Annotated in this window: 17 protein-coding genes; 5 read left to right on the top strand and 12 right to left on the bottom strand. The window is 62.5% G+C overall.

The features are described from left to right. Positions 1-19: 19 nt before the first annotated feature. Entirely contained in the window at positions 20-253 is a 234-nt protein-coding gene (locus tag IPF36_RS16710; RefSeq protein WP_240746135.1) for a hypothetical protein, read from the top strand. Between the two features lie 77 nt (positions 254-330). Here the strand turns inward: IPF36_RS16710 and IPF36_RS34700 are convergent, their stop codons facing one another. The 3 genes from IPF36_RS34700 to IPF36_RS16700 form a co-directional block, all read right to left on the bottom strand. Beyond that, positions 331-462 carry a hypothetical protein gene (locus IPF36_RS34700; protein WP_255519807.1) on the bottom strand — a complete coding sequence of 44 codons (132 nt, stop codon included), beginning with the start codon at positions 460-462 and terminating at the stop codon, positions 331-333. A 63-nt stretch (positions 463-525) separates the two neighbouring features. Further along, a complete protein-coding gene (locus IPF36_RS16705; RefSeq protein WP_195428963.1) occupies positions 526-948 on the bottom strand; it encodes a hypothetical protein in 423 nt (140 codons plus the stop codon). A gap of 8 nt (positions 949-956) precedes the next feature. Next, positions 957-1,979: a PRTRC system protein D gene (locus IPF36_RS16700; protein WP_135707518.1), complete on the bottom strand. Its 1,023-nt coding sequence runs from the start codon at positions 1,977-1,979 to the stop codon at positions 957-959. A 1,058-nt stretch (positions 1,980-3,037) separates the two neighbouring features. On the opposite strand from IPF36_RS16700, the gene IPF36_RS16695 reads away from it, so the two are divergent. The 3 genes from IPF36_RS16695 (at position 3,038) to IPF36_RS16685 (ending at position 5,256) form a co-directional block, all read left to right on the top strand. After that, positions 3,038-4,177, top strand: a complete 1,140-nt coding sequence (locus IPF36_RS16695) for a helix-turn-helix domain-containing protein (protein ID WP_195428961.1) — start codon at positions 3,038-3,040, stop codon at positions 4,175-4,177. A 16-nt stretch (positions 4,178-4,193) separates the two neighbouring features. After that, positions 4,194-4,844: a hypothetical protein gene (locus IPF36_RS16690; RefSeq protein ID WP_195428958.1), complete on the top strand. Its 651-nt coding sequence runs from the start codon at positions 4,194-4,196 to the stop codon at positions 4,842-4,844. 130 nt (positions 4,845-4,974) lie between these two features. Next, positions 4,975-5,256, top strand: a complete 282-nt coding sequence (locus IPF36_RS16685; RefSeq protein ID WP_135707521.1) for an HU family DNA-binding protein — start codon at positions 4,975-4,977, stop codon at positions 5,254-5,256. A gap of 100 nt (positions 5,257-5,356) precedes the next feature. On the opposite strand, the gene IPF36_RS16680 is transcribed toward IPF36_RS16685, so the two are convergent. The 9 genes from IPF36_RS16680 to IPF36_RS16640 form a co-directional block, all read right to left on the bottom strand. After that, positions 5,357-6,253 (bottom strand): DNA/RNA non-specific endonuclease, encoded by an 897-nt coding sequence (locus IPF36_RS16680; RefSeq protein WP_195428957.1) that lies wholly within the window; start codon positions 6,251-6,253, stop codon positions 5,357-5,359. 53 nt (positions 6,254-6,306) lie between these two features. Next, the gene (locus IPF36_RS16675; protein ID WP_195428955.1) at positions 6,307-6,897 is read right to left on the bottom strand and encodes a hypothetical protein; all 591 of its coding nucleotides are present in this window, start codon (positions 6,895-6,897) and stop codon (positions 6,307-6,309) included. 57 nt (positions 6,898-6,954) lie between these two features. Next, complete coding sequence (locus IPF36_RS16670) at positions 6,955-7,215, bottom strand: hypothetical protein (RefSeq protein ID WP_255519806.1); 261 nt, start codon at positions 7,213-7,215, stop codon at positions 6,955-6,957. 162 nt (positions 7,216-7,377) lie between these two features. Beyond that, a complete protein-coding gene (locus IPF36_RS16665; protein WP_195428951.1) occupies positions 7,378-7,575 on the bottom strand; it encodes a hypothetical protein in 198 nt (65 codons plus the stop codon). 104 nt (positions 7,576-7,679) lie between these two features. Then, positions 7,680-8,801, bottom strand: coding sequence for a phage Gp37/Gp68 family protein (locus tag IPF36_RS16660; protein ID WP_195428949.1), 1,122 nt, complete (start codon positions 8,799-8,801; stop codon positions 7,680-7,682). Positions 8,802-9,272: 471 nt separating this feature from the next. After that, positions 9,273-9,644 (bottom strand): hypothetical protein, encoded by a 372-nt coding sequence (locus IPF36_RS16655; RefSeq protein WP_011154235.1) that lies wholly within the window; start codon positions 9,642-9,644, stop codon positions 9,273-9,275. Further along, complete coding sequence (locus IPF36_RS16650; RefSeq protein ID WP_195428947.1) at positions 9,634-10,863, bottom strand: DUF1173 family protein; 1,230 nt, start codon at positions 10,861-10,863, stop codon at positions 9,634-9,636. The genes IPF36_RS16655 and IPF36_RS16650 overlap by 11 nt, the downstream gene beginning before the upstream one ends. Before the next feature lie 10 nt (positions 10,864-10,873). Continuing rightward, a complete protein-coding gene (locus IPF36_RS16645; RefSeq protein WP_195428945.1) occupies positions 10,874-12,334 on the bottom strand; it encodes a 3'-5' exonuclease in 1,461 nt (486 codons plus the stop codon). After that, positions 12,334-12,873, bottom strand: a complete 540-nt coding sequence (locus IPF36_RS16640; protein ID WP_255519805.1) for a hypothetical protein — start codon at positions 12,871-12,873, stop codon at positions 12,334-12,336. The genes IPF36_RS16645 and IPF36_RS16640 overlap by 1 nt, the downstream gene beginning before the upstream one ends. A gap of 69 nt (positions 12,874-12,942) precedes the next feature. Here IPF36_RS16640 and IPF36_RS16635 point away from each other — a divergent pair, with 69 nt between their 5' ends. Next, a complete protein-coding gene (locus IPF36_RS16635; RefSeq protein ID WP_195428943.1) occupies positions 12,943-13,464 on the top strand; it encodes a hypothetical protein in 522 nt (173 codons plus the stop codon). Positions 13,465-13,593: the final 129 nt, after the last annotated feature.

Below are 13,593 nucleotides of genomic sequence, written 5' to 3'. Positions count from 1 at the left end.
CACAGGGGCGGAGTCCCCCATGTGGCAGGTCTCTCTGGAGAATGCAATGCCGCAGAAGGGCTTCACCATGATCGTCAATAAGCTGCACATTCACGCTATGCGCAGCACGCCGAACCGTGACGTGCAGGCTGGCCAGTCGGAGGCCCAGTTCTTCCACATCTATCGCCGCGACGATGCTGGCCGGATGGTGTTGGTAGAACGCAGCCTGTCTCTCGATTCTGCATTCGATTTCTGCTTGCCGACGCTGCACTAATCCGGCCTTCCCCTTAACGAAAAAGCCCAGCATATTGCTGGGCTTTTTTCGTTTGCGGCGCGTTGCTGGCAACGGGGTCAGCCTGCCTTGCGCGCCTTGACGCCGCGATAGTAGGACACTACCCCCTCGATGACGCAGTAGCAGATCACGACTGCGAATACAAATCGGTTGATGTCGTGGTTGGTCGAAAGATAGTCGAAGAATGTCATGTCCGTTTCTCCTGAAAGTTTGTTGCAGCTTGCCACACAAGAGGACGATGTCAAGCCATCGGCTTAGTAGCGGGCGATTGCGTTATTGAGCGCGTCGATGTCGATGCCGGCCAAAGGGTCCGTGTTGCCAGGACCGGTCGCCGGAGAATTCTTCACCCCACTGGCGGGGGGAGCCGGAGTCGTTGCCGGGGTTGGCATCGAGGCTTGGTATTGCAGAGTGGGCACAGCCGGCTCAGGTATGCGCGTCTCCTGCAGAGGCGGAGAAGGCACGGCCACAGGGACCTGCTCCGGACGGGTATGCGTTGGTGAACCTGCCATCGGAGGCCAAAGGTGATTATCCGATCCACCTGACCTGCCGGACTGAAGGCCGCGCAACGCCAGCATGCGCAGCATGAAGGACCGCTCGCGTGCCCCGGAAAATTGCCGCAGGTATGCCAGCAGTTCGGGTTCTGACAGCGTCACGGTCATCTGAAGCTTGTCGTCCATTGAATGCCTCAGGCGGTGCGGGTAGCCTGCTGTGCTGCGCCGATTGTGTAGAAGCCACGAACGTTCGCGAAGCAGGGGGCCTCCATCATGTGGATGACGTTAAGCGGGAAGGCCGCGCGTATCGCCGGAGCATAGAGCTGTGCGCCCCCACCAGTCAGGATGATGGCTCGAAGATCATCGGTACGTCCGACACGGCTCTGGATCTCTTTGACCGGTTGATGGGTGAGCGCCATTGCCTCGGCGAGGTAGGGGCCGACATCCAGATTTTGGCCGAAATACACGAGGGGCTTGGCCTCTCGGATGGCCTTGTCAATGCGCTCGATGCCGTCGACTGTTTCGCCACGATCCGCGGTAATCAGGCTTGCGACCTGCTGATGGATGCGTGCCGCCCCGCCTGGTACTCCGCCACTGCGGGTATCGTGAACCGTATAGCCGCGGGCAACCACCCAGTCCGTGGTGAAGTAGCCCACGTCGATGACAAGGTAGGCGTTGTCAGGATCGTAGGCCTTGCCGCTTTGCTGGATATAGTTGATGAGTGTGCCAAGCGGCTGCGGCAAGGGAAGCACACTGCCAATATGGACGTTGCCCCATCCGAAGTCATGGTCGCCGGCGAAACGGTCCTTGAGGTGGGCGGCATACTTCTGTGTGTTGTGGACCGGGAGGCCCAATACTAAGCGTTCTACTTCCCTGGCCCCAGCATAGTAGAGGGCACCGCCGAGTAGTGCAGCATAGTTCGCGGAAGCTGTGAAGTCTTCCGCCAAGGCACGACCAGTATTCACATGGGCGCCGCTGAATTCCACACCCGGACCCACTTCATACCGTGCACCGTCGACTTCGACCGTGATGACATTGCGACCCTTGAAGACGCCGCCGCCGAAATCGTTCAAGGCTGTGTTGGCTGCAAGCGGGGCGAGGGACGGAAACATGTTCATCTTGATCTCCGACCCGAGCGCCCAGGCGGACTTGGTATTGCCGTAGCCGACGTCGATGGCAAAGGTTGGGTACTTGATGTGTTCGATTTGTTGCTTCATGGTCCACTTCCTTGCAGGTGGTTTGGGTTCACTCAGTTCGATGTGCCGTGGCCGAAAGAGGTCAGCCCCAGTCGGTCCAAGTCGCTCCAAGTCAGCCATAGTGGCACTTGATGTCGCCAAGTCCCTCCCCGCTGATGAGCAAAGTGGCATTTCGAAGGACATGATTCGATCAAGTGCCATGTGATCGGTCTTGGTTCAATTTCGTGGCACATCGTCATGCCCCACTCTACCGTCGAGAAATTGAAGTCAAGTCACTGAAAGCTCGCGAAATTGGCGGCGATTTCGTTGCGACGGCTCGGAGCTTTGGTTTATGCTTGGCATACCTTCAGCGTCCCCGACGCATCGACCTCGCCACCAGTGAGTGGCAAATCAGTGCCCAAGTCCGTCTCAAGATTGACCCCGGGCGCCTGTCTGTCCAAGCCGCACAATGTCGCGGCATTTTTTTCAGTCGGCTCAAGTAGATACTGGCCCACACTGAGGACCCCGGACACCGCGATACCAATTGGCTTTGCGGGCGGTTTGGGGAAATTGGTCAAAATGAGGACATGTGCAGACCGGACACCGGACACCTGCGCGGCCTCCACCCCTTCCACTTGCCCAGCTGCGAAACGCGGGGTAAGCGAACGCTGGAACCCGATACACCGCGGTTCAGATGTCGCTACCCGACGGGCAGGACGTAGGTTGAGATCACTCAACCGGACGATCCACCACCTATCGAACGGCGTGCGCGGCCGTCACCAAACAGCGCAACAAGAGTTACGCGGGCGGCGTAGCGGGGTGCTTGCACCGTGCTGCGTTCATGCTGGAGAGCGGTTCCTCCAGCAACCGGGTAGCCCGGCGGGCCGGTTTGCGCGTGAGCGCGATCAGTCAGTCGGGACAGTCATGCACGTTCTTCCACGTGAGGGCTGACCAGCCAATGGAATCGCTAACGGATACGGAAGAGCAGGACCATGGCCGATGGCTAATCGGCACGATGGACGGGACGGGGGCAAGCGGTGTTACGGGGAACACCAGGGCCGCTCGGACCGTCGTGACTGGATAGACAAACGAGGTAGCAGATGCGACAAGACGCGGTCTTTGACATACGCGGGCTGTTGGCCAAGTACGATCTCCCAACGCGTATGAAGGCGGAACTGTACGCGGTGTTGGCGGACAACCTGAAGAGGATCATCAGCCAAACACGGGTAAGTCTCAAGCGCGCGTCGCTCAAGACGCAAGAGCGGCGGATGTACACGGTATGTCGCGCTTTCGTGGAATTGCGCGAGCAGGGGTTCATGATCGAAAGCCCTCATTCACTTCGCCACAAGCATGTCCAGGCGCTGGTCGAAAGGTGGGTAGCGGAAGGCCAGGTCGGGGGCACGATCGAGAACAAGCTGAGCCATCTGAAGGCGTTCTGCCAATGGCTTGGCAAGCACGACCTCATCCGTTCGCTTGGCCAGTATGTAGATAGAGAGGCGCACGGACTTGTGCGGTCGTACGTCACGACAACGGACAAGTCATGGGAGGGCAACGGCGTTGACCCTGGGACGCTGATCGCGGAGATCGCCAAGACGGATAGGCACGTGGCGGTGCAGTTGAAACTGCAGGCGGCGTTCGGGCTGAGGGTAGAGGAGAGTTGGTCGCTGAAGATCGCTACGGCACTAAAGAACCTGGACACGCTTCGAGTGGTCGACGGGACGAAGGGGGGACGTAAGCGGGGAGTCCCCGTTCGGTTGCAGTTGGAGGTGCTGGAGGAGGCCGCCCGGCTCATGGATCCGGTCAGCGGGTCAACCACGCCTGCGAGTTACTCGATAGGGCGTTGGCGTAGTCGCTACAACGCGGTGCTCCGCAAGCATGGCGTCTACAAAAAGGCGCTGGGAGTGACTAGTCACGGCTTGCGTCATGGATGGGCACATCAGTTTTATGAGGAGCTATCAGGCTCGCCCGCACCGGTCAAGGGAGGCACGCCACCTGATCTGGAAGCGCACCGCCAGGCGATTCAGGCTGTCGTACTCGCGGCAGGCCACAGTAAGGTATCCAAGAGCGGGGCCTACCTTTCGACGCTGTCGGCGATGGCTGCACTGGACCGGCCCAGCGTGACTCGGGAGGAAGCCGAGGCGGCGCTGCGTCGGCACGATGGAAACAAGAGCAAGGCGGCGGAGGAATTGGGCATCACTCGCCAGAGCCTCTATCGGCGCCTCAGCGGCGCGCAAGTTTAACCAGGAGCTTTTCCCCATGTACGAGATCAAGCAGTACTCACAATTAGAGCTGGCACAAATATTCGCGGTGGGTCTGTCTCCCGAAGCGGTGAATCTCTGGCCGCGGATCGAACTGCCAGAGGCAGTTGCCATGGTCGCGCGCGCCGCGCTCGCCGGGGATCCAGATAGCCCTTATGCACAGGAAGACCTTGCCAATGCTGTTCGTCCTCGAAGCGGCCTGCGAACGCCCTGGGGTTGCATCGTGGTCGAATTCTCGGAGGCCGAGTCTGCTCTGGAGGTGTTGGTCACGGTTGCGGGATACCTCGATCAGGACCCGTACCTCGAACTTCAGCATCTGCGCCGGGACGGCGAAGAGGTCGGACTATTTCTGTCGGATGTTGCCGGCCCTATTCTGGAGGACTTGGCGAGTTCGCTTCTCGCAGATAGCAGACTGGAGTGGCAGGACAATGGCGAAACCAATCAGCTATTTGAGATGGTTGGCTTCTTCCAAGCTTCCGATGCCAGGGCGCTTGCGGAAGCGGGGCAACTGCTAGGGATGTGGTTGGCTGGAATGAACGTTCCGGAGTTGCTGCGGGTGTGCCAACGACCGGCGTTTCTTTCGAGCATCAACGAACGGTCAGGCCTCGCGTTGTCTGTTGCCACCAGCAACAATGCGCGGTGGGCATGACATGCTCTTGAGGGTTGAGGACGCTCCTACAGATTTTCTGGAAAGCTCATCGTTCTGTGTCGTCTTTCCGAGAAAGGGTGGCGTGCCAGCGTGGTCCAATCTTGGTGTCTATGACCATGGAGAACGGAAAATGACGAAAGCCGAACTGATCGACGCCATCGCCTGCGGTGTGGATGGGCTGACGAAGACCAAGGCCGAGGAGGTGCTGAATGTGACGCTGACCGCGATCATGGAGGCTGTCGCCAAGGGCGAGGGCCTGAACTTGATCGGCTTCGGGTCCTTCAGCAAGGGTGAGCGCGGCGAGCGACTGGCGCGCAATCCCCGCACGGGCGAGGAGATCAAGGTGGAAGCTGCCAAGACCGTGAAGTTCAAGGCCGGCCAGCGATTCCGGGATGCTGTCAATCAGGAGTGATTAGCGTCAGGAACGGTGCTTGTCTGCGAAAGGCACGTCATTTGGCGTGCCTTTCGTCTTTTTGAAAGGAACATGTTCCTTCCGCGGCCGCGATGGCTGGCTAACGTGCGTAGGCGAGGGCCAGCGACAGGATTGCGCTTGCGTCGCGGATCACGTGGTGGAGAGCGTCCGGCGCCGGCGAGTCTGCGACGGCTTCGCCCGATGCAAGCCATGCGAACGCGACGCGGCGGGCCGGCTTCTCACCTGGGTGCGGGGTGGGAGGGGGCAGGTCCATCGCCGTGGCGTTCATGGTCTTGGGGAGTGCCGGAAACGGGTTGATCCCGGAGAAGTGCTGCAGCTCAGCCACGCTAATGACGCTGTACGCGGGCGTCGCGTCGTTGCGGACGATGTAGACAGCGGCCCCAACGCCTGGCACGTAAATCGCCTTCCAGACGAAGTCGGGAATGCGCACGTGGCCCAGCGTTCTCGGGGTGCCGACAAATGCGGGACCGGTCACCACCTGGATGGCGCCGTGCTGGCGGGCCAGCCTGCGCGTGGACGTTTCGAGGTGGCTCCAGGTGCGGCGGTTCGACACGCTGTTTTGCGGGACGACGTTGGCGAGGCTGAAGCTTTCCGCTTGTGATGCCTTGTCGGGGAAGTCGCCGCTTGGGGCGAGGTGCCCTCGATCCATGCCCGATCCGCGTCGGTAGTCGGCCAGCCTGGCGCGGTCGGCTTCGGGCAGTCGGTCCTCTTCGTAGAAGTCGCTGTCGCGTGGCAGCTTGCGCGCGGCGTCGACAGCCTCGCGGGTGAGACGCTCGGCAGCCCAGAGGGCCGTGCGTGTCTGGCTCGAGTAGAGAACGGCGTAGGCGCGGTAGCACAGCAGTTGCGTGCGAGCCGCCGTTTGAGTTGTGGGTTGGCCCGCAGGAAGCACGTGGGCACAAGCCTCTCCCGTGTCGCGTGCGCTTGCCGAGAGGGACGAGAGGGCGAGAACGACTGCGGCGATAAGCGGGCGGGTCATCGGAAACCTCATGGGAATGAACATGCCTCCAGCTTGCCCGCCGCTGCGCAATGTCAAGGCTGCCAGTGATCCGGCAGGCTGTCGATGGCCTTGCCGATGAACTCTTCCATGTCGAGGAGCGGCCAATCCTGATCCGCCAAACCTTCCTCTGCGACCTCCGCGGCCAATGCCGGTACATGCTCGAAGCGCACCATCGGAGCCCCGTCAATATGGATGATCCTCGCGCGCTGCAGCAGCTTTTGGTAGCGGGCGGCTTGCGAGAGAACAGTTTCGGGCGGGCCGACGTGCTTGAACTCGTAGCTGGGCTGGGTAAGGGCTGCAGCCATCGCCGCGAACTTGGGGCCGTTGGTTTCCCAGTCGCTGGTTGTGGAGGCGAGCAGGTTGAGGAAATAGGGGATGTCGGAGGAGGTCAGGGCACGCCGGGCCATCATGGAGATGGCTTCCTGGTCGGCCGGGCGGAGGTCGACGCGGCTGTTCCAGATGGCGCTGAGTCGCGGGAAGGCGGCGTCCCTATTCCTGGGATCATTCTCGACCGGCGGCGTTGACATCCCGCATTCGTCGCAGGCGATGACGGCCTGGAGCCGGCCGGCGACGTAGGTGGGCGCGCCGTCGCAGTGGGCGCATTGTAGAAGGCCGCTAGGCATGGCGAAATCCAGTGCTGAAAAATGCCGGCATTATGCCTGTCCGCGGCCGGGGCTCGGTCAGTTCTGGTCGCCGGCGTGTTCGGAAGTTGGATTGCTGGCCGCCAGGTAGTCGGCTGTGGTGCTCAGGAGGCCTCTTCGGGTCGTGCCCTGATAACCTTGGAGCATCTCAGTGTGGTGACGCAAGGCCGCGCCGATCTGCCAGAACTCGTTGAGCCAGTGGCCGGGCTCGCCCATCGGGCCACCCATCCGGCCGGTGGCGATTGCGCCCCGAATGGCGAGGACGGTTTCCGGTTCGGGATACTCTTGTTCTTCGTTCATGTGTTGCTGCATTGAGGAATGGTCGGGTGTTAGAGGACGAAGTCCATCAAGCCAATGCATGTGCTGATCGACCTGAACCACTCGTCTACGTACTGGTAGTCGTGTCTATCGACGACGAATACTCGTCCATCATTGGCCCGCAGGAGGAACACATACAGATCATCACGTGTGCCAATGAAGCAGATGCCTTTGGATTTTGAGATCGCGATCCTCGGTCGCCTCTATGATGTCTTCGGCTGCCCACAGTGCCGAGCCGTCGCCAGAGAGCCCTTTCGGATGTTCGGCGAGAAATTCGGCAAACTCCTCGGGCACCGGAACGCCGAATGTCGATACGAACCAGTTGGAAAATGATGAGGGCACGATGGCCTTCTAATGTGTTCGGGTCACCCTTTGGGAAGGGAGGGATGCGACCGCGGCACCGCCGACCTGGTTAGACGGGCCGGAGGATTAGCAGTGCCGCCACATCAGACCGTACCGCGAGCGATGGCGCGCCGGCAGGCCTCTGCCACGTCAAGCGAGGTTACAGGGAAAGCGTCATGCAGGACGCCGTCTAGCTGCCGGCCTGCTGCCTTCTTGCCCACGCGATGCATGACGGTGACCGGGAAACGGCCTTCGTCGCGCGCTCGGATGAAATCGTCTCCTTTCATTAGCTGCTGGCCGTGCTTGTCGAGGCAGATGCCGCCGCCGACCCAGGTGCTGGCCTCGTTTACCCACTGCTCAAACGTCTCGAAGCTTCGGAATACCGGCTCGCCGGTGGTCGTGAGCACAGTGGCCGTGTGCCATTCGCCCCATTGCTTGAGGAGGAAGGGCACGCCCGCCGCAGCGCACTGATCGCGCAGGCTGCGAGACCAAGCGGGGTGCATCGGGCGTGCATCGCTTCCGCTCTCACCGCCTGCGATGATCCAGTCGATCGATCCAGGGTTGTAATCGTTGCCGGACGTGTGCAACAGCTCGCCGGTGATCGTCGAGAACACGTCAACTTGGCTGAGCAGTGGCTCCATGGACAGGAAGCGGGTCTTTGCTGGGACGCGCAACAGCTTTGGAATGTCGCGCTCCGCTTCGACCTGATTGACGATCGTGGCTCCCAGCCAGATGTCGGCCGGTGCGTTGCCGGCGATCCAGGTGGCCAGCCACGGCACCAAGGGATTCTCCGCGCAGTCGTCGCGCAGCATCAGTGCGTTGAACGCGTCGCCCAGTCGTTTCATGGCGTTGCCGATCCGCTTGGTCAGCACGAGCTTGTCGAGGTTTGGAGTCTGCCGCCACACATTGAGCATGTCGATGAACCATTCCATCGGCGCCGCGTTGTCGAACACATCGGCCAGGCTCGCGCAGAAGACGCGCTGGCGGCGGCCGTGCACCGCGGCGAAGGCGGCGTGCGCCAGGTTCCAGCGGAACGGCTTGCGCCAGTTGGTGGCGGACGTGCGCCGGCGCGGGGCGCCGGGCCCCCAGTTCTGGGCCTGGCCACCGCCAAAGCGGGCATTACGGGTCTCCGCGTAACAGTGGTCACAGCCAGGGCCAACGTGCTGGCAGCCCTCCCACGGATTCCAGCTGTGGTCGGTCCATTCGATCTTTGTGTTTTCGCTCATTGTTGGTGGTCCTCGAACAGGTCCAGGGTTCGTGTGTCGCGCTCGGGCCGGTTGGCCTCGACGTGGAGGTGCGATGCAATCGAGCCGCAAAGCTCGCAGACACCTCGCCCGACGCTGACTGGCGAGCGCGGCTGCGACGCGCGGCCGATGTCCGTAGCGGCAGGTGTCTTCGGGGAGATATGAGGGGCGGCAGGTTTCATTGGGCTGGCTGGTTAGCTTGTGCGCGGCTACGTTGGAGTCAGCGTATCGCGCGGTGGGCATTGTCAAGACGGGGGACTGCTATGTGGACCTGCACCGAATGCCGGCTGTCGGTGATGTTTTCGGCGGCCGATCCAGAACTGGACGAGAGAGGCTTCTTTTTCATCTGCAAGGGATGCGGCCATCGAAATCCGCTGCGCCGAGTAGGGCCGACGGAACGAGGTGAGGACGATCCGCTTTGTCTGGCTCAGGTCGTGGACGCCTGAGCCATGTTCAGCGGCGGCGCGGCGGTCGCGTTGGGGCAGCCTGGCGCGGAACCGGGAGACCGTAGCGGCCTGCAGCGGCTCGCAGATCGGCGACATCCACACTGTCGCTTGCGAGCGCTGCGAGGACCTCCTGCGCGAACCCGTGGAGTGCCGCCAACTCTTCTCCGATGGGGCCGTGTGTGTAGAGATACAGGCCGCTCGGCACGCGTCGCACGGCTGTGGTTTCCCTGGCCATTCGTTGCAGCAGCGCCTCAGCCATGTCCAGCCCGAGGCCGAGATGGCGCTCCAGAAGCGCAACTGACGCGGCGCGGTGCTGATGCACCAGTTCCAGCGCCTTGCCATACAGGGCGTCGGCGATCGGGATCCGATCAGCGTGCATCGGCTGCCCGTGTGCCAGCCGGCGGCACGCGGACGCTGGAAATCGACGTGGCTACCGCATCCCATTCCAGAAATGGAACGGCGGCAGTCTGGTAGTGCTGGCGCTTGCTCGCCGTCCGAGCGTCGTACGCGGGATTGCCGGCCATGCCGAGTACTTCGATGACCGTTTCGGGCTGGACATCGGTCAGGACGAAGTCGGGGTGTACCTCCGCTCGGCCGATATGCCGCAGCGGCTTGCGAAATGCCCGGCGCAGAGCGACCAGGTGATCGGCCATGGCGACCTCATGGGAGGAGTCGCAAGGCAGGAACTGCCGGTTTGCCAGCATGGCGCCAATATCGACGACCGTCAGGTAGTTCGAGCGGGACTTCTCAACGAGCAGGACAGCGACACACCGTTGCTCGGCCCGTCCGATGCCGGCCAGCGCGGTGCCAAAGGAAGCCTGCAGGCGTTCGTACAGTCCCGAGGACATGAAGAACCGCTGCGTGCTCTGGCGCAGGACGACCTTCCCTCCGTACTGGGTGGCGGCGTGCGACTCGATTTCGCCGATCAGAATGCCGCGGGGATTCCCGGCGGCGGTAGGCGAAAGCCTAGCCTGCCACGCCTCGAACTCGGCCAGGATTTCGGACTTCCGCGCCGGGTCCCACCGCTGCATGACGTGCAGCAGGCCGTCGGCGTCCTTGCCATTGATCCTGCAATCGTCCAGTTCGGCCGTCAACTGTGACCAGCAGCCGTTCCAGCTGCGGGCACCGGTACCAGGCCAGACATTAAGACCGGCCTGCTCCCAAGCGAATTCGAGGAACGCCAGCAGGCCTGCGGATCGCCGTTGCGGCTTTGTGCTCTGGCCCTTCGGCGTTCGCTGGACGGTTTTGGCCGGTGTGTGGGTGCTGACCGAAAGTGAGGCGTCGAGGCGGATATCGTGGCGGCCATCGCGCATGCGGAATGCGTCGAGACTGTCGGCGGCGCCGGGCGTTGTCTGGGTCTTCCGGTGGAAGGGGCATCCTTCGGCGTGCCGGAACGCCTGTTCCGGCCAGCGCGCGAGCAGGAAAATATCGCGGTGTCGCCGGATCACCAGTTTGGGCCGCGGCCGGCCCTCTGCGCAGCCGCATTCCGCGAATCCCTGGATCGTCTTGGCACGTTCGAGGTGGCGCGCGTAGCGGCCGGGATCTTCCAACACCTCATCCAGCGGGTAGTCGTTCCCGCCAATCCGCACGGTGATCATGGTCTCTCCTTTAGACACCGGCTTCCCGGAACATGGTGTAGAGGTCGCGCCGGATCTCGCTCACATCGAGCAGGCGCTTCGCGCGTGTCATGGCGACGTAAAGCAGGCGCATCTCTTCCGGTGCCATGGTGAGTTCGCCGTCGTCGCCGGTCTTGAACTTGAAGTCGCCGGCGAGCTGCACACGCTCCCATTCGAGGCCCTTGGCCCGGTGGACGGTCGACACGATGTAGTCGGCCTCATCCTCTGGCGAGACGCGGGTGAGGATCAGGCGCAGATAGTCCACGCCCTCGTTGTCGATCAACGTGACGAGGGGCTTCAGGTCGCGGCCGGCGAACGATTCGGCATATTCGTGGACCTCTTCCCACGTTTCGAACAGGGCGAGGGTGGCGGGGTAGCCGATGCGCTGGCCGCTCATGAGCTGCTCGGCGCCGTCGGCAAAGGCGCGGAGTTCGTCGACGTTGGCGCGCACCGCCACGCGATCGCCCCGGCCGATGCCCTGGGCAAGGTGCGTCAGGACCGTCGCGTTCTTGCGGCACAGGATGGCGTCGAAGCGATCCTGTCCCGGCGTTGAGTCGTGCAGGATCCGGGACTCAACGTGGTCCTGTCCACGGACGGGCGTTTCCTCGTCCATGAGGCGCAGCACGCGGCTGGCCAGTTGAGCGATGGCCGGGCCGAAACGGAACGATTCGGTGAGAGCGCATTCAGGTGCACGAATATGCTCCATGGCGTTGACCGCGCCGCGCCATTCGTAGATCTGCTGGTACGGGTCGCCGACGTAGATGACCTGGGACTGCTGCGCGCGCAGCACCGACAGCATCAGGCCATCGGCATCCTGCGCTTCGTCGAACAGGATGAAGTCGGCACCAATGCGCGGCCGGCTGCGCTCCCACCTCTTTACGTAGACGTCGTGAACGATCGCTGACGGGGAAGCGGGGTCGAGGTATTCACCCCAGAGCCGCTTGACGTAGGGCAGCAGCGAGTCGCGCAGATGCTCGGCCTCCTCCTCCTTCACGATCGACTCCACTGGAATGTGCCACGCAAGAGGCTCGGCCTGTGCGGAGCGGCAGAAACGCGCCGCGCCGTCCATCACCATTCGGGCGACCTTGCTGGCGCTCAGTTCGAGGTCCTTGCCGATCGTCGTCGGCAGGCGCAGCTTGGCGAGACCGTAGCGCAAAGCGAGCTGATGCGGCGGCTCGACCGGGTTCTTCAGCTTGCGGGTGATTTCCGGTGGCGTGGCGCTGAACGCGAGCGAGTGGACGGTACGGCAGCGGGTGTTCTGCGGGAATTTCTGGGCAGCCTCGGTGGCGATGTCCTTGTTGAAGGCCAGATACAGCCCTCGCGCGCGGCCGCGGGCCTCGGCAGCCAGGCGTAGCGTCGACGTCTTGCCGGCGCCCGCATACGCCTTGACTTTCAGCGGCCCGCCGGCCTTGACCGCGTCGACAACGGAAGCCTGTTCGTCGGTGGGGACCATCAGGCGATCTCCAATGCAGTTTGCTCGGGCAGCGAGGCTAGAACGCGTCGGCGGATGGCCAGTGTGTCTGCACGTGCGGCTTCCGAGCGTCGCTCATACTCGCCACTGACCGTGTCGACGATGTAGGCGAAGTAGAGGGCGGTTGTAGGCCCGGTCCATGCCTTCCACTTTGCGCGGATCTCCGCACGTTGTTCATCGGAGAGCGAGAAGTAGCTGGCGCGCTTTTCGCGCCAGACGCGTGCGTACAATGCCCGCGTTGTCTTTTCAAGGCTGTCGGATCGCCGTTGCCGCCGGGCAAGTTCCTCGTCGGGAGAATGCTGCTCGGCGGCCACGTGATCCGCAAAGAGCGGGTACCTGTCGCGCTCGCGCTGCTGTTTGCGCGCGAAGGCGGCCTGGCGACGGGTATTGAAGTCGATGGGGGTGTGGCGTTCGAGGCGAGAGAAGCGTATGGCGGGAAGGTTTGGATTGCTCTTACATCCAAGATACCGAGGCCGTCGAGAAGTCAAGGCGGCCGGCGCGCATGTTGCGCCGCGTACCATTCTCAGGCCGAATTCCGCCGCACCTGGACATGAAAACTATAGAATTTGCCGCGTCTTTTACGGAAAGCCATGTCTGAGCTCCCCATTCTCAAGTTCCGCGAGGTGTCCCTCGGCGCGCGCCCGAAGGGCGAGCGCGAAGCCATTCCACCGGGCGATCCGTCCTACGACGATATCGCGCTGATGGATGCACTCACCTTCCGGCGCTATCTGGATCGTGTCTTCTGGCATCCGCGTAGCGAGGTGCTGCGCTTCGAAGTGTGGGCCGTGCCCTCGCCGGCGGGCAGAATCTATGACGTGGTGGCGCTGGTTGCGCCAGGCGAGGGCGAGGTATGGTTTTCGGAAAAAGAGTTGCCCGCCCGGTGGGACTACGTGGCGATCACCGAGATCAACTACGGGCTATCGAAGCGGCTTCGATCGGAACTCAAGGCCACAGGCAAGATCCCCGACGACTACCAGGCCTTCGACGATGGCCCATTGCCTGACTTCTCCAATCTGGAGAACCCCGAGGAGGTTGCGCAGCGGCGCTGGGCCGTGGTCGACCGGCTACGCGAGGCCAACCGACGAGATCGCATCGCGGCAAAGCGCGGCTGAGTTTGCGTGGCCCGCGGTTCGGTCCTTGTCCCGGCGTTCGACGCGCGGTAAGATTCGTCCACTCTCCGCGCTACTGCGCATCGACCCTGCCGGCGTACCGGCCATCTGCTTTTTCACCCATTGGGGCTT

The organism is Cupriavidus sp. IK-TO18 (assembly GCF_015549295.1).
Lineage (GTDB): Bacteria > Pseudomonadota > Gammaproteobacteria > Burkholderiales > Burkholderiaceae > Cupriavidus > Cupriavidus oxalaticus_A.
This window is presented reverse-complemented; position numbering and strand designations above follow the sequence as displayed.

Bases quoted from the DNA above. Each gene is read 5' to 3' on its own strand.
- IPF36_RS16710 (WP_240746135.1), top strand. From the start codon at position 20: ATGTGGCAGGTCTCTCTGGAGAATGCAATGCCGCAGAAGGGCTTCACC.
- IPF36_RS34700 (WP_255519807.1), bottom strand. From the start codon at position 462: ATGACATTCTTCGACTATCTTTCGACCAACCACGACATCAACCGATTT.
- IPF36_RS16705 (WP_195428963.1), bottom strand. From the start codon at position 948: ATGGACGACAAGCTTCAGATGACCGTGACGCTGTCAGAACCCGAACTG.
- IPF36_RS16700 (WP_135707518.1), bottom strand. From the start codon at position 1,979: ATGAAGCAACAAATCGAACACATCAAGTACCCAACCTTTGCCATCGAC.
- IPF36_RS16695 (WP_195428961.1), top strand. From the start codon at position 3,038: ATGCGACAAGACGCGGTCTTTGACATACGCGGGCTGTTGGCCAAGTAC.
- IPF36_RS16690 (WP_195428958.1), top strand. From the start codon at position 4,194: ATGTACGAGATCAAGCAGTACTCACAATTAGAGCTGGCACAAATATTC.
- IPF36_RS16685 (WP_135707521.1), top strand. From the start codon at position 4,975: ATGACGAAAGCCGAACTGATCGACGCCATCGCCTGCGGTGTGGATGGG.
- IPF36_RS16680 (WP_195428957.1), bottom strand. From the start codon at position 6,253: ATGACCCGCCCGCTTATCGCCGCAGTCGTTCTCGCCCTCTCGTCCCTC.
- IPF36_RS16675 (WP_195428955.1), bottom strand. From the start codon at position 6,897: ATGCCTAGCGGCCTTCTACAATGCGCCCACTGCGACGGCGCGCCCACC.
- IPF36_RS16670 (WP_255519806.1), bottom strand. From the start codon at position 7,215: ATGAACGAAGAACAAGAGTATCCCGAACCGGAAACCGTCCTCGCCATT.
- IPF36_RS16660 (WP_195428949.1), bottom strand. From the start codon at position 8,801: ATGAGCGAAAACACAAAGATCGAATGGACCGACCACAGCTGGAATCCG.
- IPF36_RS16655 (WP_011154235.1), bottom strand. From the start codon at position 9,644: ATGCACGCTGATCGGATCCCGATCGCCGACGCCCTGTATGGCAAGGCG.
- IPF36_RS16650 (WP_195428947.1), bottom strand. From the start codon at position 10,863: ATGATCACCGTGCGGATTGGCGGGAACGACTACCCGCTGGATGAGGTG.
- IPF36_RS16645 (WP_195428945.1), bottom strand. From the start codon at position 12,334: ATGGTCCCCACCGACGAACAGGCTTCCGTTGTCGACGCGGTCAAGGCC.
- IPF36_RS16640 (WP_255519805.1), bottom strand. From the start codon at position 12,873: ATGGTACGCGGCGCAACATGCGCGCCGGCCGCCTTGACTTCTCGACGG.
- IPF36_RS16635 (WP_195428943.1), top strand. From the start codon at position 12,943: ATGTCTGAGCTCCCCATTCTCAAGTTCCGCGAGGTGTCCCTCGGCGCG.